We start from the raw sequence: 26,575 nt of genomic DNA, 5'->3' as shown, positions 1-26,575 counted from the left end.
TCTTCCTATCAATCAGATTTACATCGTAGAACTGCATACACTCATTTTGACGTAATCGTGCGCCATGACAAGCGACGTAGGGTCAATAAATGCCACCAGCTGTTGTGCAGCTTCAAACGACATAAACTGCTCTGAAGCGGCAACAGCGTTTTCCATGGATGCCCAATAAACAATATCCGTCCAAAGTTGCGAGTCAGCATTGTAGCTCAACGAGCGATACTGAAATCCTTCAAAATCACGAATGAACGACTCTGTCTTTTCTGCAGCCACAACAAATGCCTGAATGTCTGTGCCTTCTACCAATTTAAAGCGAACGGTTTCAACAACGTTTTCCATGGTACTCTCTCCTTTTGTTTGGGTTGAGAGAAGCTTACTGCCACCTACTGACAGAACATGTCAGGAGTGTTTGTCACACATCACATCACTTGTATAATCAAGACCTTCAAAGGATAACAAGACCCGACCCATGTCATTAAACCAAGAACTAGAAAGCCTTCTTGAGCCCGTTCGTGGCTTCTTACATTGCGATACCCCACAAGCTTGGGTCGATGAGGCTATAAAGCCAGAAAATGAAACCATCCTGCTTCGCGACCATGCAAACTGCGAGCTGAAAGCCAGCCAAACGGCGATGTGGTTAATCCGTAAATACGCCATTGATAGTGACAGCGGCTCGCTCTTACTCGCTTGGTCAAAGCCATATGAAGACTTTGTATACAAGCGTCAGCGAAATGGCCTGTTCAACGGCAAAAAAAATGGCCTAAGCGCCCCGCTAACCCCAAAAGCTGGCTTTGAACACGGGCAAGAACTGATCGACAAAATGGTTCGCTTGATTAAAGAAGAGTTTCACCACTTTGAACAAGTTATTGAGATCATGGATAAGCGCGACATGCCGTATTTATCTCTGCCCGCAGGCCGCTATGCCAAAGGGCTCATGTCATCTGTTCGTACGCATGAGCCTGCAACCTTGATTGATAAGTTGATTGTTGGTGCCTATATCGAAGCGCGTTCTTGTGAACGATTCGCTAAGGTGGCTCCGTATTTGGATGAGGAATTGCGAAAGTTTTATATCTCGTTACTACGCTCAGAAGCGCGCCATTACCAAGACTACCTTCAATTGGCAGCCAGCATAGCCGGTGAAGACATCAGTGATCGCATTCGTCATATTGGCGAAAGAGAGGCTGAACTCATTCAAGCACCCGATGACCTGTTTCGTTTTCATAGCGGCACACCAACCAAGGCTGCCTAGCTACATTCAAAGATCCAGCAGGAAAAATCAAAATCATCGGCGATCTCTCGGAATTTTGCGCAAACCGATACCTGTATCAAGGTTGTTGCTTGCGAAAACCCAGATGGTTGTGTAAACAGAAACATAGGTTTGACACATAACAAGGATTAACATGTTCAAGAAACTCAAAGCGTCGCTGGGCATTGGCGCTGCCACCGTAGACACACTTTTGCACAATGAGTCTGTCTATCAAGGAGAGACGCTCAAGGGCGTCGTTCTCATTAAAGGTGGAGACATTGAACAGCAGGTAGACGCTATCACGCTAAAGCTTTGCACAGAAGTAAAGGTAGAATCGGACTCTGGTGTTAGCTATCAAACATTCGTGCTTGGTTCACTACAAGCCAACGATCAGTTCGTTATCCAACCTGGGGAAGAAAAGGTTGTTCCTTTTGAATTGGTTCCTCACCAAGAAACGCCAATCACTGCAGTGAATGCGCGTTCAAATAAGTGCCATGTCTGGGTAGAGACCACTCTAGACATTGAATTTGCCATAGACCCAAGTGATCGAGATTATCTTGAAATTCGCCCACTTCCAGCCGTTCAACGTGCGCTGGATGTGTTGGAGCGTGAAGGTTTTAGCATGGTGAAAGCCGATGTAGAAAAAGGTCATCTGCGTGGCGATGGGTTTTCTTCGCAATCAGGTTGTTATCAGGAACTAGAATTCCAAAACAGTGGCCTGTTTAACCGTCGTGAAATCGAACTTTCATTCATCCTTGATGGTAGTCGAATCCACTGCTTGGCAGAAATTGACCGCGCCCTAGGCCGTGGCGACATGTTCCGTTCATTCACAATTTCACGTGATGCGTCACAAGGTGAAGTTGAGCAAGCATTGGCTGCAACGCTAAGAGCTTAAGCTCTACACCACAAACGACCAAATTGAAAAGCCTGCGTTGCAGGCTTTTTTCGTTAGCTTCGCCGTCAGGTAGGCAACTTAAATCTATTTATGAGTGCGCTTTCTCGCACCTCAGAAAGATGAAGTTGGGGTTGTTTTTTAAATGGTTATACGTAGATTCCGATATTGCTTTGGCGCTTTCTTCAACGTTTCCCTCAGAGATATGGGAAATAACTAATCCTGCCGAGGTTACCGCGCTGCAAATCTCAGTAAGAGAGCGTCGATAAAAATGAACCTTAACTGGCACACCAACCGTGTTCCATTCTTCTTCTATCTGTTCACGGCTGAAATAATTACCTGACGGAGAGCACTCAAAATCGGCAAACGGGTGATGGGTTGAAAACACCATATAGCCGCCTCGCTTTAATACGCGAAATACCGCTTCAAACACAGGCACTAAATCTTCCACGTAGTGCAACACCAGCGGACATACGATTACATCTGCGCTCTCATCCGACTCCAAAGGCAAGCCTAGCGAGATGTCTTGAGTATAGGCGCGCATTTGATCGCCGAACCTATCGTTAACCAGCGCAACCATCTCTTCCGATAAATCCGTGCAGACAAGGCTCTTTACAGATTGTTGTAAAAACCATTCTGCATAGGCACCGGGGCCGCAACCAATATCAATAACATCCTTACCCTTTACGCAGTCTAATAAGGCCAACGTTGATGGTCGTTCCAGCATCGCATTGTAAATATTGTTTTTTACCGCTTCTGCATACTTCGTTGCATGCTTTGTGTACATTTCAGACATCACGTTTACCGATTACTGTTTTACTCAAATGCACAGGGGCATTCCGCATGCATTGCTTCACCACTTACTGGATGTTCGAAGAACAAATCACTCGCATGAAGTTGAAGCCGATCTGCCAACTGTTCACTCTGCCCGTTTTTATATAAATCACAGCCAAGAATCGGATGCCCTATGCTTTGGCTGTGAATGCGCAACTGATGAGTGCGTCCGGTGACTGGTGTATACAGCACCAAAGTTCGGCGTGGGTTATCCAATCGCTTTATCACTTTATAATGGCTGGTTGCCGATTTGCCGGTTTCATAGCAAACCTTCACACACGGAAAAAGCAGTTTATCTTTGGCAATTGGCGCAGTCACTTCGCCCAGATCATCGGATACCCAGCCTTCTAACATGGCAACATAACGTTTTTGGATCGTTCTCGCCTGGAACTGCCTGTTAAGGTGCTGGCCAGACGCTGCATTTAAGCCAACAACCATGACACCTGATGTGCCGAAATCTAATCGATGCGGCAGAATGGCATGGGGAAAAGCAGGTGTATGCCCCTCTTGTCCATTCACTAAACGGTAATGCACTGAATCCCAGTTCAACGGATTTTTCCCTGAAAGACTGAACAAACCGCTCGGTTTATTGATCAGTAAGATATCCGCATCTTGATAAAGAATGTCGACGACACCCTCGCAGGCGGGTGCAATAAAGTTATCCACGATGGTATGCATTTGTGAGTCTTCTTGGGGCATTTACTCATTTCCGAGGGTGAGATAAGCACATCATAAACATGTTATTCGAAGCGGCGATAATAACTGTTCCATAAACGCATCGCATCCAATTCGATGTATTAATTAACCCGTTCACAAGTCACTGCTTTTCGTTGTTGTCTATTTCAACACACCAAGGATGATTTATGCGTTAAATTCACTAAAAACAAAGAAAATCCCAACATCCCTTTAATGTGTTTGTTATAAATAAGGGTATTCACGTAGTAAGGATCATAACGATGAGCGCAAAACAACGAGACATAACATTACGCTTTCTTGCAGAGCCGAGTGATGTAAATTTTGGCGGCAAAGTACACGGCGGGGCGGCGATGAAGTGGATCGACCTTGCAGCCTACGCGTGTGCCGCAGGTTGGAGCGGAAAGTACTGTATTACTGCCTACGCAGGTGGTATTCGCTTTGTTGCGCCAATCCATGTTGGTAATTTGGTCGAAGTGAGTGCAAAAGTTATTTATACCGGTAATTCCTCCATGCACATTGCCATTGATGTACAAGCGAGTGACCCGAAAGAACTAAAGAACCGCCTCACTACACACTGTATTGTCATCATGGTTGCTGTCGATGAAAACGGCAAAACAACACCCATTCCAAAATGGGTACCCGAAACCGATGAAGACAAAGAATTAGAGCAATCAGCGATTCGCTTGATGAACATGCGAAAACAGATTGGCGAAGAAATGGAAGCGCATGTGAAATTGTATAAATAACCCCAGCGCGATGCCAAAACTCAAAAGGCCGCGGATGCGGCCTTTATTCTTTGTCGTCGATTCAACTCAACACTCAAACAGCATCGCGCTATTTAAAAACAGAGAATGCCAGCTTGAGCACATCTCTCACCTTTTCTGGTGCATCTCCTCTCGCTCGCTGCGCCAACGCTGCGGTGAGTTGAGCATCGATATAAACAGCCGCAAGCTGATTCGACATCGTGCTTGGCATCTCGCCAACTTGTCTGGCTTGCTCCACGCGCTGTTCAATAAAACCTAGAAATTGCTGATGCGCTTGTTCAAGTGCTAATTGCGTGCTCTCACCTAGTAAATGCTTCACCTCATTCATTTTTACCATCATGCAACCAGCAGGCAATTCACATCGCTCTTCAACGGCAAACTCAGCAAGATCATCAAGCACGTCTTTGAAAACTGGTTTATGGCCTAACTCTTTTAGCATTGGCAAAAGCAATGTCTCCAAGTAGACCTTTAGCGCTGCTTTCATCAATCCATCTTCGTTATCAAACTCTCGATATAGACCCGGTTTAGAGACTTGCGCCAATTTACAGATTTCATTGATAGAAACGCCTTTTGCTCCCTGCCTCCAGTAAGCAGACATGGCTACATCAAGGATATGGTCGCGATTAAGGGTTTTTGGTCGTCCTCTTGACGCTTTCACAGTGGTTTGATTTTCCATTTGATACCGCTTGGTATTTTATTGTTGACACACTAACTCGAGACAATTAATGTACCACTTAGTATTTAATTAAACAATCAAACAAGGATGTATACCATGACGGAAGAAACGCGTGGGTTAGTCTTATTAACCGGTGTATCGGGTTTTATCGGGCTTCATTGTGCAAAAGAAATGCTGGAGCAGGGTTATAAAGTAAGAGGCTCTGTTCGAAGCAAAGAGAAAGAAGACGAAGTTCTGGCGACACTTAACGCCGCATCCGTTAATACTGCGCATTTGAGCTTTGTCCGTTTAGATCTGACCTCAGACAGTGGTTGGGCGCAAGCGGCAGAAGACTGTGATTTCATCATGCACGTCGCTTCTCCGTTCACGATTGCAAACCCCAAAACAGAAGATGAGATGATTGCTCCTGCGGTTCAGGGCTCTCTTCGGGCGTTAAAAGCAGGCAAAGACGCGGGCGTTAAGCGTGTGGTTTTAACGAGTTCTATCTTATCAATGATGGGGTCAATGAAAACAGGTACATTTGGGCCTGAAGATTGGACAGACACACAATCAAAAGCCATCAACACTTATACCAAAAGTAAAACTCTGGCTGAGCGTGCAGCTTGGGAGTTCATGGCAAGCCAATCTGATAAGAATGAAATGGAACTGGTGGTTGTTAACCCTGGCGCGGTATTTGGTCCGTCATTAGGCAAAAATATGACGGGTCAAACCATGACACTTTTCAAGCAAATGTTGCAAGGTAAAATCCCCCTAGTTCCGAACTTCGCCTTTCCAATGGTTGATGTTCGCGATGTCGCCAAACTTCACGTTGAAGCACTGACCAACACCGAGGCAAACGGAAAACGCATTATTGCTGCCACCGCAGAGCCGCACAGCTTTATCGAGATCGCTAAGATCCTCAAAAATGAAGGTTACAAAGGACCAAGCACCAGAAAAGCCCCTGATTTTCTATTGCGTCTTACATCCATTTTTGACCGTGAAGCGAAAGGAATGCTTGGAATGTTAGGGATGAATCTGCATTCAAATAACACTGAAACCCGAACTCTGTTCAACTGGACGCCTCGAACAATGAAAGAGTCTGTGCTAGACACAGCGAAGTCCATTAAAGCCACTGAAAGTTAACATGTTCAAACCAGCTTTAGCTTTAGCTTTAACTTCACTCGACGCTTAGCGTCACTGCTTTTTCTGGTTAGAAACAAAAAGGCCGCAGATGCGGCCTTTTTGCTCTACAACACACGGTCGTTGATACACAACCTGCGCATTAGCCCATGGTCGGCATCGTAAAGTGGCTTGCGTGGGTTTCCAAACGCACACTGGCAGGCCAGCGTGTGGTCACGGTTTTCATGCGGGTATAAAAGCGCACGCCATCGTTGCCGTGAACATTCAGTGGGCCAAAGATGGAACGTTTCCAACCGCCGAAGCTATGAAATGCCATAGGAACTGGAATGGGTACATTCACGCCAACCATACCCGCCAGCACATCTTCACTGAACTGACGTGCGGTTTCGCCGTCACGCGTAAAGATGGCGGAACCATTGCCATATTCATGTTGATTGATGAGTTCGAGCGCTGTTTGATAGTCCGGTACACGAACCACCGACAAAACAGGGCCGAAAATCTCTTCTTGGTAAATGCTCATGTCAGGGGTGACATCATCAAACAAGGTTGGCCCTACATAGAAACCATTGTCGTGACCCTCGACTTGGCATTCTCGTCCATCAACCACCAATGTTGCACCTTGCGCTTCGCCGGCATTGATATAACCAATAATTTTCTCTTTGTGCTGCGCGGAAATCACAGGACCCATGTCGTTTTCGGGTCCTTCTACAATGCCCGGGCCAACACGCATTTTGGCTATGCTTTCTGACAGAGACGCAATCAAAGTATCCGCGGTATCATCTCCCACTGCGACAACAACCGACAATGCCATGCAACGCTCCCCTGCTGCTCCGAACCCCGCTCCCATAATCGCACCACTTGCCATATCCATGTCAGCATCTGGCATCAAAATGCAGTGATTTTTCGCACCGCCAAGGGCCTGACAACGCTTTCCATGAGCCGAAGCAGTGGAATAAATGTATTCAGCAATAGGTGTGGAACCGACGAAACTCACGGCCTGAACGCGTGGATCTGTAAGCAATACATCCACCGCTTCTTTGTCACCATTCACCACATTGAACACGCCGTCGGGCAATCCCGCTTCTTTGAGCAATTCAGCCAAAACCAAGCCCAATGACGGGTCTTTCTCTGACGGCTTAAGTATGAAAGTGTTACCGGTAGCAAGGGCAATGGGAAACATCCACATGGGTACCATAGCGGGGAAGTTGAACGGTGTAATCCCTGCACAAACACCCAATGGCTGCATAAGCGAATGACTATCTACCCCGGAACCAACATTGGCTGAACTTTCACCTTTTTGCAGGTGAGGAATGCCGCACGCAAACTCCACCACTTCTAGGCCGCGAGTTAACTCACCCACGGCGTCTGAGTATACTTTGCCGTGCTCGTTACTAATCAAACGCGCAAGCTTATCTTGATTCGCTTCCAGCAAAGCTTTGAACTTGAACATGACGCGAGCTCGGCGCAAAGCAGGCGTTTTCGCCCACTTAGGAAATGCCGCTTGAGCGGCAGCAATGGCTTGCTCCACTTCTTGCGCTTTACTCAAAACAACTTGGCGAGTTTGCTCTCCCGTTGCAGGGTTAAAGATCGCGCCAAAACGGTCTGTGGCGCTATCGACTATCTCGCCATTAATAAAATTATGAACGGTTTCCATGTCTTGGGTCTCCATGCTTAAATTCTGGGTACGTAGATCCTGATTACTTAAAATCTGGCCGCATTACATCTGAATTCATGAGTCAAAATAGGCCAGCCCTGCGTCGCGCGCAAATGCCGACCAATTACTATAACCGAGTGTGGCATACGTCAGCAGAGCAGCGATAAAATAGTCTTTCCCTGCCTCAATTGCCTCAATAGCCATAGATTCCTTCCTAGCGTTGACGCCATGTTTCGATAAGCTCAAGGTAGTTCGCTTTAACCGCATCAACAAAGTGCTCGTTATCCAGTTCACCCCTCATCCACTGACGGCTTGGTTCTCCAAATATGGTTCTTCCTACCGCAAACCCTTTCACCGTTTTCGCTTTAGCAGACGCTGAGAAACCAGCTTTAAGCTCGTCGGCTGGCGCATCAAGACCTAACAACACCACCCCACGACAATGCGTGTCACGATCAAGGATTAAGGCATCAACTTCTTGCCAACCATTTGCCGTGAGCGGAGGTAGCTTCCACCAATCAGGTTTGATCCCAAGGTTATAAAGTCGCTTCATAACGCGAAGATAAAGTTCATCCTCCACATCAGCACTTACGGCCTCCCCGTCACGGGGCAATATGACTTCCACCAACAGTTCATTACCGGTGGCACAACATGCTTGGTAAACCTCAAGCAAGGTTTGCTCTTGCTCCAATTGCAGTTCACGTTGGTCGTCCGGGTGATAGAACATCAAACACTTCACAACTTGCTCTCTTGGCCAATTGGCGAGCTGAGTGCCAATGTTGCCATGCTCTAAGCGAAGAGGACGAGAACCCGGCAGTTCAATCGGTCTCCCCACCCAATAACGCTCTCCCACCGAATCGCCAAATCCCGTTGCTGCGTTGAGAACTTCCGTTCCAAAAGTAGAGTCACACAATATGCCGGCTTTTCCTTGCAAGCCCGCACTCTCAGCGACTTCTTGCGCCGCGCGCCAAATAAGCTTTTTCAGATAGGGAATGTGGTCGATATCAATGCCTGCTTGTTGCGCCATTTCAACAAATTGAGAACGATGATCAAAGGCTAACACACACAGTTCTGGCCACTCTTTTTCGCGGGTTGTCACGCGATGTAAGTGATTGAGGCTATGGTCTCTGTCTGGACGTGGAATCTCATGTTCATGAAGAAGATAATAATCGAGTTCTTCTTTGGTTGGCATGGCAGGCGAACAACCGTGACGAGACACAACCAAAGCACCACAGGCATTGGCATAACGGCAACATTGTTCCCAAGGCTCGTCATTCAAATAGCCACGAAGTAAACCAGACATAAATGCATCACCCGCGCCGAGCACATTCAGTACTTCCACGCGTACGCCTTTTACTGTAATCCCATCATCAAGATGGTTACCGATATCATCAGTAAAAACGCTGCATCCAAGAGGACCACGCTTGCACACTAAAGTCGCGTCGGTAAGGCCACGCACGACTTTCAGTGCTTCAATGGAATCTTCAGATCCACCAGCAATGTGAAACTCTTCTTCGGTGCCCACAATCAAGTCGAACAAACCAAGCACTTCTTGAAGCTGGTTGGTGACATCTTCAGAGGCGATAAAGCGTGTTTCACCGTCACCCAACGACGTCAGCCCCCATAACACGGGGCGGAAATCCACATCCAGCGCCGTACGCACTCCATGCTTTCGCGCATAATTGAGCGCTGTAATAACCGCTTCTCGCGAGCTTGGGTTAGATAAATGGGTACCCGTGATTGCCAGACACTTCGCCGAGGCGATGTAATCTTCGCTAATGTCATCCGGCGTAATGGCTTTGTCTGCGCAATTGTCACGATAGAAAATCAGCGGAAAAGTGTCTTCGTCTTTAATGCCGAGCAAAACCAACGCTGTCAGGCGCTCTTTGTCTGTGATGATGTGGCTCGTATCAACACCCACACGCTCAAGTTCTTCACACACAAAACGCCCCATGTGTTCATCACCCACACGAGCCAACATGCCAGATTTAAGCCCTTGTCGTGCCGTTCCATGTGCGACATTACCCGATGAACCACCTAGATATTTCGCAAATGTACGCATGTCTTCCAACCTTGCACCCACCTGCTCGCCATAAAGATCGACGGCGACCCGCCCTAGGCAAATAACATCCAATGTCCTTTCCTGCGTTGTCATGTCTCGCTCCTATCCGATCGTGTGCTTTATCTCCACAAACACAAAATGAAACATTCATTTCATTTAATGGTAATTGCGAAACGTATTCAGCGCAACCCATGAAACAAACATTTCATTAAAGCCCGTCCACATTTTTCATTCATTTCAAACTAGACGACTGGTCTAATCTCTTGTAAGGTTGCGCTCATGAATACAGAATCACACTCTACTCGTCAGCACATCCTTGATGTGGGCTACCAGTTAATTGCAGAAAAGGGCTTCTCTAATGTTGGCCTGTCGCAACTGCTTGCTCAAGCTGGTGTGCCAAAAGGCTCCTTCTATCACTACTTCAAATCTAAAGAAAAATTTGGAGAAGCGCTGATTGAAGACTATTTCGCTGGCTATCGTTCTCGGCTTGACGTTTTATTCAGTGACCCGTCCCTGAATGGATTCGACAAGATGATGACCTATTGGGGCAAATGGATAGAAGCCAGTAACAACCAAAGCGCCAACCAACCGTGCTCGAACCAACGCTGCTTAGTGATAAAACTCAGCGCCGAAGTCTCCGATCTTTCTGATGCTATGCGCGTATCACTACTCAATGGTGCTAATACCGTTATTGATATGCTGGCAAATTGCATTCAGCAAGGTGTAGACGATGGCTCAATTTCTGTGGCCAACAGTCAAAAGGCTGCAGAACAGCTCTATCACATGTGGATTGGCGCAGGCCTGATGAGCAAATTGAATCAAAACACTGAATGCTTATCGCAAGCATTGAATACCACTGCGCGTTTACTGAAAGGTGACGTTGCTTTTTAATCTGTCACGTGACAATGCATTACCGATTAACTCGGGAATAAACCTATCTGTGATTGGAAATACCGCCATAATTTGTTGGCGGATTTTTTTACCCAAACACTAGACGACTGGTCTAATTTAAGGAAATAACAATGTCTTCAACCATGGAAAACACGAAAATCGTTCTTGCCTCTCGCCCTGTCGGCGCACCTGTTACCGATAACTTCCGTTTGGAGACGTCAGCGGTTCCAGCCTTAAATGCAGGTCAAGTGCTGCTTCGCACCATTTACCTCTCGCTTGACCCTTACATGCGCGGTCGCATGAGCGATGCCAAGTCCTACGCAGATCCAGTCGAGATTGATGATGTCATGGTGGGTGCAACTGTTTGTCAGGTAGAAAATTCTCAACACACTGACTTTGAAAAAGGTGAATGGGTATTGGCATACACTGGCTGGCAAGGTTACGCCGTGTCTGACGGTGAAGGCCTACTCAAGTTGGGTAAGAATCCTTCACACCCGTCTTTTGCGCTCGGCATCATGGGTATGCCCGGCTTTACCGCATACATGGGCTTGCTAGACATTGGTCAACCTAAGGAAGGTGACACGATCGTGGTTGCCGCGGCTACTGGCCCAGTCGGCGCAACAGTTGGTCAAATTGGCAAGCTGAAAGGCTGCCGTGTTATCGGTATTGCAGGTGGTGAAGAGAAATGTCGTTATGCTGTCGAAACATTAGGGTTTGATGTTTGTATCGACCACAAAGCCGACGATTTCGCGCAACAGCTGGCTGTGGCATGCGACAAGGGCATCGACGTATATTATGAAAACGTTGGCGGCAAAGTATTTGACGCTGTCATTCCATTGCTTAACACCGGAGCACGTATTCCTGTGTGTGGCATGATTTCCCAATACAATGCGACAGCGCTTCCAGAAGGCCCAGACCGCATGGGAATGCTGATGGCAACCCTCCTGATTAAGCGTATCAAGATGCAAGGCTTTATCATTTTTGATGACTACGGACACCGCTATAACGAGTTTGCCGCAGACATGACCAAATGGTTAACCGAAGGGAAAATGCAATATAAAGAACAGGTTGTTGACGGTCTTGCTAGCGCGCCAGAAGCGTTTATGGGCCTGCTTGAAGGTAAAAACTTCGGCAAATTAGTGATTAAAGTCGCCGACCCTGTTTCTTTCTAATTTGTAAGAACTCACATAAAAAGCTTGTTGGTGTTTTCACTGGCAAGCTTTTCATTTCACGGTTAACAAATCAGCGTGTTATGGTTAATGAAATAATCTGTTTAGTATGGATGCACAAACAGGAGCCATCACAATGAAACCTCATCACCTCCTCTTACTTCTTTTTTCCCATGGTTTGGCCATTGGCGTTGGTTTTGCAGCGGGTATTTACGCACTTCCCATCTTAATTGCGCCCTCAGGACCAAGCACAGAAGAAGTCTCAACGTCAGCCGAGAGTGCTAGTTTTTACGGTGAATTTCGTAAGGATCTCATCTCTAGCGACACCTTTCACTGGGGTGAAGGTGCGGTGGCAATTGGGTCAACAACCATTTCATTTCAAGGCGAATTGGCACCAGGACCAGACTACAAACTCTATTTGTCGCCAGAATTCGTTGAAACCGAGGTGGATTTTGAGCGTCTCAAGTCCAAAATGGCCAAAGTGGGCGATGTTAAAACCTTCGATAACTTTTTAGTGAAAGTTCCCGCTCACATTGACCCAACGCGTTACAACACGGTGATTGTTTGGTGTGAATCCTTTGGGGAGTTCATCACGGCAGCACGCTACCAATAATTGCCTATTTGCCGAGAATATTACCTATTTGCGAAGAGTATTGCCTATTTGCGGAGAGCTTTGCCCCAGTGGTTATCCGCTCTCGCTACCATAGATCCAGCCATTTGTACTATTCCTAGCACAGCTTTTTCCTTTCATAGTGATAGTCAATAATGGCTATCACTATGATCCTTTCTTGAGCCAACCCAACAAATCTCTCCCTATATTTACCGCAACGCTGACAGCTATTCACTATAAAGAGTCGTTGCACATCAAGAACATCTGCGTTAGTTTGGTTATTCATCCAATAGGAACGTTATTAATCATGTTCACTTTTACGCAATCACTCTGGCTCCTGCTTCTTATGCCCTTCAGTCGGTAGAGTGATTCGTTCCCGGCTGTGAGCAACGCAGCCGGAACTCGTTCTCACAGCCTTGATTTTTCAATACAACATCAAGGAAGTTTCAATGAACGACGCGGCAGTCAGTACACCCTCCACTTCAGATTATCGTCAAGGCATCATTTATGCGTTGATCGGCACAGTGCTATTTTCCATCAAACCTGTGCTCATCAAACTCGCTTACACCGCTGGCGGTGACGCGACTGCGATCATGAGTCTCCGTGCTGTCTCATCACTTCCTCTCTACTTGGTTATGTTGCTCTGGCTTTGCCGCCTCCCCGAACAAAGAAGCAAGCTGCGTCAATTTGGTTTGCAGGCTGCGCTGGTTGGTGTTCTTGGCTACTACTTTGCCTCGCTGCTCGACATTTTGGCGCTGGAATTTATTTCAGCTCAGCTTGAACGCTTGTTGATCTTTCTCTTCCCTTCGTTCGTGGTCGCAATCAGTTGGTTTTTCCTCAAAGAAAAGCCCGTTAAAGGCACATTGCTATCCATCTTGCTCGGATACATCGGCGTTGCATTGATTGTCGCCCACGATTTGCAGTCATTCGGCTCTCAAGTCTGGGTCGGTAGCCTAATGGCAATCATTTCCGCATTGGTCTTCGCCATCTATTTGGTTCTCAGTAAAAAAGTCATTGGACAGATTGGACCGCAACTCTTTACCAGTGTGGGAATGGGCAGTGCTGGTGTGGTGATCATGATGCAACACCAACTTAAAGGGGCTGATTTTTCATCTATGCCAAGCGAGTTGGTTTTGATGGGTATTACTATCGGTATTTTCTGTACCGTGTTGCCCTCTTACTTTGTTGCCGCTGCCATGGCGAGACTGACACCGTCAGTGCTCAGCTTAACCAGCAACATTGGCCCCGCCATCACAGCGCTGTTTGCCATCACTTTGCTCGACGAAACGTTTACGATTTTGCACGGTATTGGGATGTGTTTGGTGGTGTATGCAGTGGTTAGGATGAGTAAGAAAAAATAACGTCTAAGGGGACATAGAACTAAACAGTGGGCTGAAAGCCCACTGTTTTTATGCGTTGGTGGTGAGACTTCTAGAGATTACTTGCCAACATCCACGCCATAACGAAAACACGATGTCATGTGGTCATTGACCATGCCCGTGGCTTGCATGTACGCGTAGCAAATTGTACTTCCGGCAAATTTGAAGCCGCGTTTCTTCATTGCCTTGCTCATTGCATCTGACTCTGGCGTTGTTGCAGGTACATCCGCCATGGTTTCCCAATGGTTCACAATGGGCTTTCCGCTGACAAACTGCCAAACATAGGCATCAAAACTGCCGAATTCTTTTTGTACATCGAGTACCAGCTTGGCATTGGTGACAGTGCCGTTCACTTTCAGTTTGTTTCTCACTATCGCGGGATTTAAAAGTAATTCAGCAATTTTGCTTTCGTCATAAGCGGCCACGGTTTCAATATCAAAGTTATCAAAAGCTTCTCGATATCCTTCTCGCTTTTTCAGGATCGTTGTCCAGCTCAGGCCAGCTTGAGCGCCTTCCAAGATCAGCATTTCGAACAACTCACGATCGTCATGCACAGGCACACCCCATTCTTCATCGTGGTAAACCTGATCGAGCGAACTGGTATTAGCCCAACTACAACGTTCCATATTTCATCCTTAATTAGCGTAAGCCATGATGACCAATATTGGCCCAATCAACCTGAGGTCTCAGGTTCCAAGTCAATAACACTGTATATATAACCATGCTCATATTTTGACCACAACTAAAAAAGGGCGCAATGCTGAGATTACGCCCTCTTTCAATATCATTACGTTAAATGTGTGAACTACACATTAACCGTCTGATGCGTTTCCAAAGACTCCAGTGCAGCCTCTGCCAATGTGAGAGCCAGCTCTCCATCGACACCCGTACATTCTGGCTCTGTCTTCCCTTCCAGCACGTCAACAAAATGCTGCCACTCCGCAATGTAAGCCTCTTTATAACGCTCTAAAAAGAAATACTGAGGTTTCGCACTGCTGCAATCATCTTCTCCCCAATGCTCGACCAAGTGTTCACGAACATTGCCTGCTTTCAGCATGCCCTTGCTTCCATGAAGCTCGATACGCTGATCGTAACCATAACCGGAACGTCGGCTATTGATAATGTTAGCCATAGCCCCTGATGGGAAATGAAGCACGATAACCGCACTGTCGATATCACCTTCTTCTGCAATGGCAGGGTCAACAAGGCATGAACCATGCGCCGAAACGGATACAGGGTCTTCTCCCATGATGTAGCGCGCCATGTCTAAATCATGAATCGACATATCGCGGAAGATCCCCCCAGAGACTCGGACGTATTCTGGAGGTGGTGGTGACGGGTCACGAGACGTTATCACCAAGGTTTCAGCCTTACCAATCGCGCCACTCTCAAACAAATCTTTCAAGGTACGAAATTGCGGGTCGTAACGACGGTTAAAACCTAGCAGGAACTTGGCGTTTGATTCGCTGACAACCGATAAACATTCATTCACTCGCGCCAAGCTCAAATCAATGGGCTTTTCGCAAAAGATCGCTTTGCCAGCTTGTGCTGCTAGTTCAATCAAATTTGAATGGGTGTCCGTCGCTGAACAAATACAAACCGCGTGAATATCAGGATCAGCCAATGCTTCTTCTGTAGTCATCACGTCTGCATGGTATTTTTCTGCTAATTGAGCCGCCCCTTCCGTGAAGGGGTCAATTACTGCACGAATTTGCGTCAGGGGATGCGCATCAATATTAACAGCATGCACCTTACCAATACGCCCACAACCAAATAACGCGATATTAAACATAGCCACTCCTTTTGCTTTTGCTGAACGTCAATCGAGACGACAGTCGCTCTCTTACGTCCACATATACTTACGCTATCAACAACATATAACGATCAATTCGCATGTTTCTCGGCGTACTCTGATGAATTAATCCAAGCATGATCTGCTTCCCAGCTAAACAACCATTTGCGCACAGGGCCTGCCATCACATTCAGGTAGTAGCTGTTATAACCAGCCATGGTCGCAACAGGGTGATAACCTCGCGGCACTTTCACCACATCGCCATCGTAAACCGCCATGCATTCGTCCAGATCACGCTCGTCCGTATAGACTCGTTGTATACAGAAGCCTTGAGAGGGATTGAGTCTGTGATAATAGGTTTCTTCTAACTGCGTTTCTTCAGGCGGTGCATTACGATCATGTTTGTGGCTCGGATACGAACTGGTGCAACCTTCGTCAGTGTAGACTTCAACCACCAGCAAGCTGTCAGCCTCTTTGTTGTCTGGCAGAATATTGTGTACATAGCGCTGATTATTTCCTACGCCTCTCGCTTCTGCGTCAACATGCTCAGGTGCAATCAATCGAGAAGGAAACGTGCCTTTTCCTGGAGCGCGGCACACTGCGAGTTCAAGATCAGTCGTTGCTGTCAGTGACGCAGAATCGCCGGCGGTAACGTAAAGAGAAAACGGTTTCTTCCGTTCGAAAGGCCCTGCTCTATCACCAATTTCCCCTAAGGCTTGTTCCACCAAGATAGCGTTAGCTTTGCCACCCACTAAAACGATACAGAGCTCTTCGTCTGATTTTGCGCTGAATGCGAGCGTTTGACCTTGGGGTACTTGAAAGGCATCAAAGCCGACATACTTCCAGCCCGCTGACTCCGGCGTAATGTGTTGATACCGCCCATCCTGATTAGGGGCTTGCCGCTTCGAAAGCAGTTCTGACATAACATCTCCTTGTCATCGTAACTATTCCAACATGGATACTATTTCATGTGTCTGCCAATAATAGAACATTTTTTTCAAATCTCAACAAAATGAAATTTATGTTTCATTTAGTTAGATAATTGAAATAGACTAAATAGCATTCGTTGATGCAAGGAGCAGGGAAATGCAAAGTAATGACCGATCGCTGACGACTTCATTTTTTGGGACATCGGATGTATCACTTAACGCCTTTAAAACCAGTTGTGAACAAACAACCCAAGCTGATAGATACCCACTCGCAGCGGGTATTCAATCAAATGTGGTGATCTATAACGGGGATGACATTCGACGCGATCTCGCTGACGTTCGTGCTTTTCAAAGCGAAATGGCCGATGTTCTGCTTAATGGTCCCGGTGTGTTTGCTGTGAAAAAATTCTTTGCCGATAACACCATCATTGACGAAATGAGTCGGGTCTTTGAAAGCATTCTGGCTGCCGAACACGGATTTGGTGCTGGCGACCATTTTGGTAAGACAGGCCCACAGGCCAACGGCAGGATTTGGAACGTATTTCAGAAAAGCGCCGAAGCCGCGCCACCAACTTTTGTTCATTACTACAAGAATCCATTGCTGAGTATTGTGTCCGAAGCATGGCTTGGCCCTCACTATCAAGTCACGGCGCAAGTGAACATTGTTAGACCAGGTGGAGACGCGCAGGTTTCGCATCGTGACTATCACCTAGGGTTTCAGCAACCCAAAGAAACGGCACGATATCCTTTGCACATTCAGAAAATGTCTGCAATGTTGACACTTCAAGGCGCTGTTGCACACACCGATATGCCTCTAGAGAGTGGCCCCACGAAGCTGCTTCCGTTCTCGCAGCACTACCCGCTTGGGTACATCGCTTATCACGACAAAACCTTCCAAGAGTACTTTGAGGCCCATTACGTTCAAGTAGCACTGGAAAAGGGCGATGCGGTGTTTTTCAATCCCGCACTTTTCCATGCAGCGGGCGCGAACAAGACCCAAGATTTCCACCGTTCGGCGAATTTACTTCAAGTTTCCTCGACGTTTGCCAAACCAATGGAAACCGTTCACCTCGCTCACATTAGTCAAATTATCTACCCCTCATTATCTGAGGGCTGGAAACAGAACGCGTTTAGCCATGATGAAAAGAATGCAATCATCACTGCCGCTACCGATGGTTATTCGTTCCCCACTAACTTAGACACCGACCCGCCGATTGGTGGCTTAGCGCCTGAATCAATGGCGTCGCTATTAACACGCGCATTGGACAATGAATGGACCCTCGATCAATACCAAGAGGCATTAACCCAACTTCAAAGCAAACAGCAGGCATAAAAACGCTTGTGTGGTGGAAATATCGGCGTATTCTGTGCGCGAATTTCCATCACAGAAGACAAGCAACGTGTCAAACATCAATACATTCAAACGCGGCCAAGCCATTCCACTGATCGACGGTTACACCATTGCACTCATCCAGCGCAGTGACCTAGACGATATTATCGAGATGCTAGGCGAGCCTAAAGTCACTGAATATCTCTACTTTGCGCCAGCGCCAGAAGACGTTTACCGTAGCTATTTCGGACCAATCATCGAAAGCACGGTTGAAGCAATCGGGCATGGCGAATGGCCTGAAAGCCCAACCAGCGTGATCCGTGATAGCGAAGGTCGCTTCATGGGCATGGTAGGTTTGCATGCAGTGATGTTCTTGAAAGGAAACTATGAGCTTGGTTTCCAATTTACAGAGAAGGCTTGGGGCAAAGGACTCGCAAGCAGTGGAAGCGAATTCCTGCTCTCCATCGCATTCGATGTATTTGGCGCGCATAAAGTGACGGCAGATTGCTATCGCTCTAACCTAGGTTCTTACAAAACCTTAGTAAAAGTCGGTTTGGTTGAAGAAGGCTGTCAGGCTACCTACTACAAAACACAAACAGGCTTTGATGATCGCTTGCATTACGGTATGACAAAAGCGCAATACAGCGCCCTATCTCGCTAACGAACGCGAACAATCAAAAACCTTAAGCCGTAGGCAGAAAAAAACCCGCTCTTAGCGGGTTTTTTCTTTAGATTTTCTTCATTTAAGCCATGGCTTAGAAAATTTCATTTCCATCTTGATAGACATGCTCTGCATCCGTCCAGATAGTCACCGAACTACCTGAAGACTTAGTGAATACATAAGATTCCAATTCGCCTACTTGGGCATCACTTAAGTTCATGAAGGCAATCATGTCTGCCGACAATTCAGCGGTAGGCGCGGCAGACGCTTCATAAGTCCAGCCGCCAGCTTCCAAATTGAAGGTGTCATCACCCTCGCCTAAGAAAGCCACAAATCCATCCCAATCGCCTGGATCTGTCAGCGTCTCTGTTTGGAACTGATCAGACTGAGCTGCGATAGCAAATGCATTCGCCGTCACCGTTTGGTCACCTTCACCTGCAACAACCGCTTCTACTTGTGCAATCGGCTTAGGCCCAGACGTCACGCCGTAAGATGCCCCCGTCAAATCAACGTTCGCATCACCGTCAACGAGGAGTTTGTCAAAACCGCGGTCACCGATATAGATGGTCTTGTTCTCTTGCAAGAAAGCTAAATCAGAGAAGTCTTCTTGGTCGAAGAACATAGTGTCATTGCCTTCACTGCCTTGATAAAGGTCAAGACCCGTGCCGCCATCCATGATGATGTCGTTATCATAACCCGCTTTTAGAATGTCGTTACCTGCACCACCGTAGAGTGAATCATCACCGCTTGCGCCAATGAGCGTATCATCACCGTCACCACCGTAGATAATGTCATCACCTTGGTTACCGTTGATAACGTCATTGCCGGCGCCACCGTAAATGGTGTCATCGCCTTTACCGCCGTAAAGGCTATCATCGCCAGCATCGCCGTTGATCAAATCGTCGCCGTCACCGCCGTAGATTTTGTCGTTACCTTCACCACCGCTGATGGTGTCATTGTCGCTGACAGTGATCTCTTGGGTGGTTTCAGCAAAGTCTGAATAATCCAGCTCACGAAGGTTTTCGTAAGAGTTCGCCACCAAGGTTAAATCTGTCGCTGCCGTGATCTCCGGTCCTTCAATCTGCAACAGAATCTTGCCGTTCTCACCGAGGTTGTAGTAGTGATGGTTGTTACCATCTAAGTCGACATCAATAATTGCGAACTTATATACGTTGGTGCCATCAGTGTATTTCAAGGTGTAATCTAGGTTTACGGAATACGTGTTCCCGTTAAACGTCACTGTCTGTGTTTTGTCGTCAGAAAACTCGTTACAGTAATTGTCGCCGTTCAAAACACCATCATCATCCTGAAACGTGACTTCAGTTTTTCCGCCGTCAAATGCGAGCTTTTTAGGGAAACACCACGTGTGGAATTCTCCGCCTGATGGCATGCTGAAATCATCACCCATGATGAAAACGCTCGCTGTAGGGTCTGTTTCGATGGTTTCAGTGGCGGTTTTACCACCATAGATCACATCATCACCGTCGCCACCATAAATCTCATCATCGCCCCACTGACCATAAATGGTGTCGTTACCCGCACCGCCATCAATATAATCGTTGTCGTTAGATTTCTGAGTCTTCGATTCTGCAATATCAGCATAATTTACGTCGTTGATATTTGCGTATGAGTGCGGAACCAAGGACAAATCAGTTGCGTCAGTGATTTCTGGACCATCAAGCTGAAGCAACAAGTTGCCGTTTTCATTCAAGTTGTTGTAGTGGTGTCCGTTGCCATCTAGATCAACATCAAGGATTGCGAAGGTATAAACGTTACCGTCGGTATCGCAGTACTTAAGCGTGTAATCCAAGTTAACGGAATAGGTGTTGCCGTTGATGGTGACAGTTTGAGATTTGTCATCCGAGTATTCATTACAGTAGTTATCACCGTTTAGGACACCATCATCATCTTGGAAGGTGACTTCGGTTTTACCACCGTCAAACGACAGATCGTTAGGGAAAGACCAAGTGTGGAAGTTACCACCTGAAGGCATTTCAAAATCTTCACCCATCTGAAACACAGTAACTGTGGGGTCGTCATTAAAGTTTGGTGTCGCTGTGTTGCCATAAATAGTGTCATCACCATCACCGCCGAACAGCGTGTCGTTACCGTTTTCACCGGAGATATGGTCATCACCTTTTAGACCATAGATTGTATCGTCGCCATCACCACCAGTAATGGTATCGTTCAGATCTTCTGGGTCGACAACTTCAGGTTCTGTGATGTCTGCGTAGTTGAGGCTGCTTACATTGCTGTAGGAGTTTGGAACCAGAGAAAGATCAGTGTCACCGGTAATTTCAGGGCCATCTATTTGAATGAGAATCTTGCCGTTTTCGCCGATGTTGCAGTAATGGTGGCCATTGCCATCGGTATCAACATCAACCACAGCAAAGGTATAAACGTTGCCATCGCTGTCGCAGTATTTGAGGCTGTAATCAACGTTAGCTGAATATTCTTGACCGTCGATGTCGACAGTTTGTGATTTGTCATCTGAAAATTCATTCCAACGATCATCGCCATTCAACTGACCATCGTCGTCGTTATAGGTAACGGTAGATGTAGAGCCCGTAAAATTCAGCGTAGGAGGAAATGACCAAGTGTGGAAGTTGCCACTGTCCATCGTGAAGTCCGTACCCATGACAAACACTGCACCGGTTTTTTGTGCACTGTCACCGTTACCGATGTCGCCGTATAAGGTATCTGCGTTCGATGTACCGTTTATATCTGCCATTGCCTTTGCCCTCATCATCCGTTTTAAGTGCATACTTGAATGGCGTTACGTTATGAAATACATCGCGTCAATGACATTGACAAAAATACGCTTATATTCGAGATAACTAACATACATCCAGTACATGCTGTGACAATAGCTTTATAGATAAGACACGCATAAACAATGGTTATGCGGCATCTTCATAGCAAAGTCAGTGGCATGGATTAATAAGAAATAATGAGTAAAGCAATGAAGTACCAGTGTACTGATTAGTAAAGCATCAAAATAATACAGTCTGTCGGCACTGTGTATAGGTTCCTGTGATTACAGGTTTTAACCGTCAGGGGGACTAAATTTTGTATCAACATAGGCTGTTTGAAACGAGAGAAAAATGGTCTTGGCATCGCCTGATGTGCAATAAAGTATGAGGACCGATAATTATTTGCTACCAATGAGCAGATGAAATATGGACGGAAATAGAAAAGCCCAGTACTTGGCTGGGCTTAGATGATTCATTTGAACAAGGTTTAGTTCACGTTGAAGATGTCATCACCAACTTCAATACCATTTTGATAGACTTTTTCTGCATCAGTCCAGATGGTCACTGAAGTACCAGAAGAATATGTAAAGACATACGCATCTAATTCGCTAGCCTGAGCAGCAGTTAGATCCATAAACGCAATCATATCCGCAGACAATTCTGCCGTTGGCGTAGCTGACTCATCATAGGTCCAGCCCGACGCATCCAAATTAAAGACATCGTCACCTTCGCCCAAGTAAGCAACAAATCCGTTCCAATCGCCAGGATCAACGAGTGTTTCAGATTGCAGTGGGTCAGACTGAGCCGCAATCGCAAACGCGTTTGCTGTCACTGTTTGTTCGCCCTCACCGGCAACAACCGCTTCAACATTGGCAATGGGTTTAAGGGCATCATCAGCAACACCGTAGGATTCACCCGTTAAGTCAACATTCGCATCGCCTTCAACAATCAATTGGTCAAACCCGCGATTACCAATATAAATGGTGCCGTGTTCTTGCAAGAAGGCGATATCAGAGAAATCTTCTTGGTCGAAGAACATGGTGTCATTACCTTCACTACCTTGATATAGATCGAGACCTGCACCACCATCCATCACGATGTCGTTGTCATAACCTGCTCTCAGCACATCATTACCTGCGCCACCGTACAGCGAGTCATCACCACCTGCTCCAATGAGAAGGTCGTCGCCATCACCACCGTATATTGTGTCATTGCCGTTGCCGCCGTTGATAACATCATCACCCGCATCGCCATACAAAATATCATCGCCGTTTCCGCCTTTGATATTGTCTTCACCAGCGTCGCCGTGTATCACATCGTCACCGCCACCACCGTTGATAACGTCGTTACCTTCGCCACCATTGATAGTGTCATTGTCTGAGTACACTTTCTTTTGCTCAACCGTGATGCTAAAGGTTGTGTCATTGAAGTCACGGTCACCCAAATTCCAAAGGTCTTCCCATGATGACGTGTTGCCGTCTACATTTTCGTGGTCGTTTCCATCGCCATTTTCTGCGGCATTTGATACGTAAACTACCGAACTCGCGCTACCTTGAGTGATAGTAGAGCTAGACCCAGACAGGTCGATTTCCACGTCTCCTACATCAAAACCTTTACGGTCGCCATTTGGGATAAGGAACATTCCAAATGACGCGCCACCAGAGACATCAATGTCAACGCTCACGTCTGTGATATTTTTTACATTATCAACAATTACAGCTGCACGAATAACGTTGCCATTTTCGTCAAATACGTAGTAACCGACACTATTGTTATATGCAGCACTATGGGTAAAGTCACTCAATGAAATCGTGACTTCATCTTCGCCTTGAAGTGTATATACAGTGGCATCATCTTGATGAGAGAGTTCAAAAACGCGGGTTGATTCATTACCACCAAAAATGGTGTCATCACCCGCACCGCCATCGATCGTATCGTCGCCTTTCTCACCGTAAATGGTGTCATTACCGGCACCGCCAGAAATGGTGTCATTGTCATCTTCAACGTTTACTTTTTGTTTAAGTGACACATTATCGATCAACGCACCATAGCTATCTGATCGACCTTCCGCTTCAAAACGGATAGTCACAAAGTCTACGCCTTGAGGAATAACAATGTCAGCGTTAAACGATACATAGTGGTCATTGGCTTGCGTGTTATCAAAATACTTCGAGTAGATAACCTTGCCTTCTTGGTCGAACACTTTGACTTCAAATTGGCTGGTTGAATGGTCGCTACCACGATAACGGTTCGCGTGATCAAAGCTCAAGGACAGTACTGCGTCACCATCATCAGCAAGACCCGTAATGTTTACGTCCTGCTGCACCCAAGTGTTTCTGTGGCTATCAAGTTCTAGCACAGTGTTGGTCACGTCGTTTTGTGGCGTGCCGCCAAACGTACCTTGCTGAAGCTCGATTTTATTGGTGCCCGGCGTATACCAACCCGTCACTTGGTGGTCATTAAACAAACCCCATTGGTTAGTAGTGTTGTCGCCGTAGCCGTTTTCAAAATCACCATTAATTAATAACTCACGCGTACCGTCGCTAAAGCCATTGTTTCCGTAGATGGTATCGTCGCCTTCACCACCTTTAATGGTGTCGCTTCCTTCACCACCGTATAACGTGTCATTGCCTTGGCCGCCATCAATGTGATCATCGCCTTCAAAGCCGTTGATCGTATCATCAAGGCTACCTGACGCATTGTTGGTCAGGGATACATTGTCGATCAAAGCGCCATAGCTGTCTGATTGGCCTTTACCTTCAAAACGCAAAGTGACGCCCGTTGTTCCCTGAGGAACCGAGAAGTCAACGTCGAAGTTAAGGTAGCTTTCATTAGACTGGGTATTGTCAAAGTACTTGGTGTACAGCACGTTGCCGTCGTTATCCATCACTTTAACTTGGAATTGACTTGTCGAGTGATTATCACCTTTATAGCGGTTGGCATAATCAAAAGACAGCGTCATAGATGCATCGCCGTCCGTAGTGAGGTTAGTGACGTCGATATCTTGTTGCACCCAAGTGTTACCAGTTGAGTCCAACTCAAGGACAGTATTTGACGCATCATTGTCTGGTGTACCGCCGAAATCGCCTTGTTGAAGCTCAATTTTCATCCTTCCTGGCGTGTACCAACCCGCAACTTGATGGTCGTGAAACAAACCCCATTGGTCGCTGCTGTCATTACCCCAAGCTTCAAAGTCGCCGTTCATTAACAAATTAGGCGAAGTAGTGTCTGAACCATACAAGAAGTCTGCGCCGCTGGTACCGTCAATCGTTGCCATGTCCCTGTCCTCTTTTTACTCTACTTTTTATGGCGCTGAATGCATGACGAATTAAAAAAGCAAAGAGGTATTATGGACATAGGAGCCCAAATCGCAGTCTCAGCATCAAACCCTAATCTCAAATTAGAGATCACTAACATTCATTCAGCGGTGCTTGTGACAAGAGTTTTAATGACAAGACACTCAGCAGCAATACCAAGGGACAATGTTCAGTATAAAGTCATCATTTTTCGTTAATCAAAACCAACCAACTAATTAAGAAAGCATGACTCCACATGAGTCAGCCCTTAATAAATGACAAATTTAGTGGCAGTTTTTGCTTAATAAATGAGAATATTGCGAGGACTGTAAAACATCCAGACAATAAGGCTTTGCGTGTTAATTTTCAGACAAATTGGTTGCGTATACCCAAGCAACATCAAGATGCTCAGTATACTGATGACTGACTAGGCACTCGCGGCTTTGTCTTCAGTCAAGTTGTTCACCCACTTATTCCCGAATACTCGTTTGATCGTCGGATAGAGTTTTACAATCTCTTCTGAGGTCATCATCAAAAAGACATACTGCAACGGAAGTTCAAACCACATAGCAGCCAGTGCCGTCATAGGAACCGCCCACATCCATTGACACACCACATCCATATTCATACAAAATTTGGCATCGCCACCTGCGCGTAAAACGCCAACGATAAGCGTAATATTAATATTCCGAACAACAGTGCTCACCGCTAGAACTGGGAAGCAAAGCGCCGCCAAAGCAATCACATCCGCACTAACTTGGGTATATAGCGATAAAATGACACCCTGGGAGAGTAGTACTAGCACAGCACAAAGCGTGCCTACACTCGCGGACGTAGCAAGCGCATAACGCGCATAACGTTCGCTGGTCGCCAACTTATTTGCGCCCAGAGCATTGCCTACAATGATGGCAGTTGCACCAGACAAACCCGAAGCAACGCATAATGTCATCGCTTCAAGAGAAGAAATAATAGCCATTGTTGCGAGTTCAGTCTCGCCCATCCGGCCCATAATAAGTTGATAGGTAAAAATGCCCCCACTCCACATCAAACTCCCTGCAATGATAGGAGCAGTAATATTGAGGTAGCGTTTTACCGTATTAAGACTAAATACAAAATCCTTAGGCTTTAATATCAAAACGGGATTAAAGAAGTGAATGGTTAAAACGGAAAGTACGACACGCAAAACCCTCGCACTCAAGGTGCCTACGCCCGCCCCCATTAATCCCATTTCAGGCATGCCAAAGTAACCAAAGATCAAAACGAAACTCAAACCAATGTTTACGCCAATCTCGGCAATAGACATATATAGTGTCACTTTGGTTTTGCCCAGTGAACGAAGCGCCGAATCCATAGAAATCGTAGGTCCTGCAAGCAGTAGCGCGATACTGATGATTTGTAGATAATCTGCAGCTAACGTGGCGGTTTCACCTGACACTTTAAACAAAGAAGGAATAGTTGACGGGAAAAACCAACAAAGAGAGAAAATCAAAGCTGAAGCCAATGTGGAAAACGTTGACCCAAGTGCAAAGTTTCTTCTCAGGCCCTGTTCATCTTTCGCTCCCCAATATTGAGCGAGTAGCACTCCCATGCCAGTGCCCATACCCCAAATAAAAATCCCTGCGAACCAGAACACACGCGCACCAATACTAGATGCCGCCACTTCCTGTGTCCCCAATTGACTCACCAGAAGGCTATCGATAAAACCTGCACTACTAAACAACAGGCTTTGCAACACCAGAGGGAAGCCAAGTAGCGCTACTCGCCTTAAAAAATACCCGTAATTCTGCTCGGTTGTCATTTATCCCTCTCCTGCGCATAACGCTAACAT

23 protein-coding genes are annotated in these 26,575 nt (G+C 46.5%); 10 read left to right on the top strand and 13 right to left on the bottom strand.

Annotation, left to right across the window (positions count from 1 at the left end):
- Positions 1 to 18: 18 nt before the first annotated feature.
- Positions 19 to 336 (bottom strand): hypothetical protein, encoded by a 318-nt coding sequence (locus L4D06_RS17785; RefSeq protein ID WP_274166468.1) that lies wholly within the window; start codon positions 334 to 336, stop codon positions 19 to 21.
- 130 nt (positions 337 to 466) lie between these two features.
- Here L4D06_RS17785 and miaE point away from each other — a divergent pair, with 130 nt between their 5' ends.
- The gene (gene miaE / locus L4D06_RS17780; RefSeq protein ID WP_429740586.1) at positions 467 to 1,246 is read left to right on the top strand and encodes a tRNA isopentenyl-2-thiomethyl-A-37 hydroxylase MiaE; all 780 of its coding nucleotides are present in this window, start codon (positions 467 to 469) and stop codon (positions 1,244 to 1,246) included.
- Positions 1,247 to 1,397: 151 nt separating this feature from the next.
- Positions 1,398 to 2,138, top strand: coding sequence for a sporulation protein (locus tag L4D06_RS17775; protein WP_429740585.1), 741 nt, complete (start codon positions 1,398 to 1,400; stop codon positions 2,136 to 2,138).
- 88 nt (positions 2,139 to 2,226) lie between these two features.
- Here L4D06_RS17775 and L4D06_RS17770 read toward each other — a convergent pair whose 3' ends face one another.
- Both L4D06_RS17770 and L4D06_RS17765 read right to left on the bottom strand, forming a co-directional pair.
- Positions 2,227 to 2,931 (bottom strand): class I SAM-dependent DNA methyltransferase, encoded by a 705-nt coding sequence (locus tag L4D06_RS17770; RefSeq protein ID WP_429740584.1) that lies wholly within the window; start codon positions 2,929 to 2,931, stop codon positions 2,227 to 2,229.
- Positions 2,932 to 2,951: 20 nt separating this feature from the next.
- Positions 2,952 to 3,668 carry an RluA family pseudouridine synthase gene (locus tag L4D06_RS17765; RefSeq protein WP_429740583.1) on the bottom strand — a complete coding sequence of 239 codons (717 nt, stop codon included), beginning with the start codon at positions 3,666 to 3,668 and terminating at the stop codon, positions 2,952 to 2,954.
- A gap of 257 nt (positions 3,669 to 3,925) precedes the next feature.
- Between L4D06_RS17765 and L4D06_RS17760 the strand changes: the two genes are divergently transcribed.
- On the top strand, positions 3,926 to 4,411 hold the full coding sequence (locus L4D06_RS17760) for an acyl-CoA thioesterase (RefSeq protein ID WP_274166816.1): 486 nt from the start codon (positions 3,926 to 3,928) through the stop codon (positions 4,409 to 4,411).
- Between the two features lie 88 nt (positions 4,412 to 4,499).
- Here L4D06_RS17760 and L4D06_RS17755 read toward each other — a convergent pair whose 3' ends face one another.
- Positions 4,500 to 5,105, bottom strand: a complete 606-nt coding sequence (locus tag L4D06_RS17755; RefSeq protein WP_429740582.1) for a TetR/AcrR family transcriptional regulator — start codon at positions 5,103 to 5,105, stop codon at positions 4,500 to 4,502.
- 96 nt (positions 5,106 to 5,201) lie between these two features.
- Between L4D06_RS17755 and L4D06_RS17750 the strand changes: the two genes are divergently transcribed.
- A complete protein-coding gene (locus L4D06_RS17750; protein WP_274166818.1) occupies positions 5,202 to 6,227 on the top strand; it encodes an SDR family oxidoreductase in 1,026 nt (341 codons plus the stop codon).
- A 139-nt stretch (positions 6,228 to 6,366) separates the two neighbouring features.
- On the opposite strand, the gene L4D06_RS17745 is transcribed toward L4D06_RS17750, so the two are convergent.
- The 3 genes from L4D06_RS17745 to L4D06_RS17735 form a co-directional block, all read right to left on the bottom strand.
- On the bottom strand, positions 6,367 to 7,878 hold the full coding sequence (locus tag L4D06_RS17745; protein ID WP_429740581.1) for a CoA-acylating methylmalonate-semialdehyde dehydrogenase: 1,512 nt from the start codon (positions 7,876 to 7,878) through the stop codon (positions 6,367 to 6,369).
- A 75-nt stretch (positions 7,879 to 7,953) separates the two neighbouring features.
- Positions 7,954 to 8,082 carry a hypothetical protein gene (locus L4D06_RS17740; protein ID WP_429740580.1) on the bottom strand — a complete coding sequence of 43 codons (129 nt, stop codon included), beginning with the start codon at positions 8,080 to 8,082 and terminating at the stop codon, positions 7,954 to 7,956.
- A 10-nt stretch (positions 8,083 to 8,092) separates the two neighbouring features.
- Positions 8,093 to 10,030: a bifunctional 5-dehydro-2-deoxygluconokinase/5-dehydro-2-deoxyphosphogluconate aldolase gene (locus tag L4D06_RS17735; RefSeq protein ID WP_429740579.1), complete on the bottom strand. Its 1,938-nt coding sequence runs from the start codon at positions 10,028 to 10,030 to the stop codon at positions 8,093 to 8,095.
- A 186-nt stretch (positions 10,031 to 10,216) separates the two neighbouring features.
- On the opposite strand from L4D06_RS17735, the gene L4D06_RS17730 reads away from it, so the two are divergent.
- The 4 genes from L4D06_RS17730 (at position 10,217) to L4D06_RS17715 (ending at position 13,968) form a co-directional block, all read left to right on the top strand.
- On the top strand, positions 10,217 to 10,828 hold the full coding sequence (locus L4D06_RS17730; RefSeq protein ID WP_429740578.1) for a TetR/AcrR family transcriptional regulator: 612 nt from the start codon (positions 10,217 to 10,219) through the stop codon (positions 10,826 to 10,828).
- A 131-nt stretch (positions 10,829 to 10,959) separates the two neighbouring features.
- Complete coding sequence (locus L4D06_RS17725) at positions 10,960 to 12,000, top strand: NADP-dependent oxidoreductase (RefSeq protein ID WP_429740577.1); 1,041 nt, start codon at positions 10,960 to 10,962, stop codon at positions 11,998 to 12,000.
- Between the two features lie 133 nt (positions 12,001 to 12,133).
- Entirely contained in the window at positions 12,134 to 12,610 is a 477-nt protein-coding gene (locus L4D06_RS17720) for a DM13 domain-containing protein (RefSeq protein ID WP_429740576.1), read from the top strand.
- A gap of 446 nt (positions 12,611 to 13,056) precedes the next feature.
- On the top strand, positions 13,057 to 13,968 hold the full coding sequence (locus L4D06_RS17715) for a DMT family transporter (protein WP_274166825.1): 912 nt from the start codon (positions 13,057 to 13,059) through the stop codon (positions 13,966 to 13,968).
- A gap of 77 nt (positions 13,969 to 14,045) precedes the next feature.
- On the opposite strand, the gene L4D06_RS17710 is transcribed toward L4D06_RS17715, so the two are convergent.
- The 3 genes from L4D06_RS17710 to iolB all read right to left on the bottom strand — a co-directional run bounded on the left by L4D06_RS17710 (position 14,046) and on the right by iolB (position 16,701).
- Positions 14,046 to 14,612 (bottom strand): DNA-3-methyladenine glycosylase I, encoded by a 567-nt coding sequence (locus L4D06_RS17710; protein WP_429740575.1) that lies wholly within the window; start codon positions 14,610 to 14,612, stop codon positions 14,046 to 14,048.
- Positions 14,613 to 14,791: 179 nt separating this feature from the next.
- The gene (gene iolG, locus L4D06_RS17705) at positions 14,792 to 15,778 is read right to left on the bottom strand and encodes an inositol 2-dehydrogenase (RefSeq protein WP_429740574.1); all 987 of its coding nucleotides are present in this window, start codon (positions 15,776 to 15,778) and stop codon (positions 14,792 to 14,794) included.
- 92 nt (positions 15,779 to 15,870) lie between these two features.
- Complete coding sequence (gene iolB, locus L4D06_RS17700) at positions 15,871 to 16,701, bottom strand: 5-deoxy-glucuronate isomerase (RefSeq protein ID WP_274166828.1); 831 nt, start codon at positions 16,699 to 16,701, stop codon at positions 15,871 to 15,873.
- A gap of 163 nt (positions 16,702 to 16,864) precedes the next feature.
- Between iolB and L4D06_RS17695 the strand changes: the two genes are divergently transcribed.
- Together L4D06_RS17695 and L4D06_RS17690 are read left to right on the top strand one after the other, a co-directional pair.
- Complete coding sequence (locus tag L4D06_RS17695) at positions 16,865 to 18,040, top strand: phytanoyl-CoA dioxygenase family protein (protein ID WP_429740573.1); 1,176 nt, start codon at positions 16,865 to 16,867, stop codon at positions 18,038 to 18,040.
- A 76-nt stretch (positions 18,041 to 18,116) separates the two neighbouring features.
- Entirely contained in the window at positions 18,117 to 18,698 is a 582-nt protein-coding gene (locus L4D06_RS17690) for a GNAT family N-acetyltransferase (protein ID WP_429740620.1), read from the top strand.
- A gap of 94 nt (positions 18,699 to 18,792) precedes the next feature.
- Here L4D06_RS17690 and L4D06_RS17685 read toward each other — a convergent pair whose 3' ends face one another.
- The 3 genes from L4D06_RS17685 to L4D06_RS17675 all read right to left on the bottom strand — a co-directional run bounded on the left by L4D06_RS17685 (position 18,793) and on the right by L4D06_RS17675 (position 26,545).
- Complete coding sequence (locus tag L4D06_RS17685) at positions 18,793 to 21,429, bottom strand: calcium-binding protein (RefSeq protein ID WP_274166830.1); 2,637 nt, start codon at positions 21,427 to 21,429, stop codon at positions 18,793 to 18,795.
- Positions 21,430 to 21,938: 509 nt separating this feature from the next.
- Positions 21,939 to 24,728 carry a calcium-binding protein gene (locus L4D06_RS17680; protein WP_429740572.1) on the bottom strand — a complete coding sequence of 930 codons (2,790 nt, stop codon included), beginning with the start codon at positions 24,726 to 24,728 and terminating at the stop codon, positions 21,939 to 21,941.
- A 446-nt stretch (positions 24,729 to 25,174) separates the two neighbouring features.
- On the bottom strand, positions 25,175 to 26,545 hold the full coding sequence (locus L4D06_RS17675) for an MATE family efflux transporter (RefSeq protein WP_429740571.1): 1,371 nt from the start codon (positions 26,543 to 26,545) through the stop codon (positions 25,175 to 25,177).
- Positions 26,546 to 26,575: the final 30 nt, after the last annotated feature.

This window comes from Enterovibrio makurazakiensis (assembly GCF_050336585.1).
GTDB classification, from domain to species: domain Bacteria; phylum Pseudomonadota; class Gammaproteobacteria; order Enterobacterales; family Vibrionaceae; genus Enterovibrio; species Enterovibrio gelatinilyticus.
Note: the sequence above shows the minus strand (reverse complement) of the source record. Positions and strands in the feature narration are given on the sequence as shown.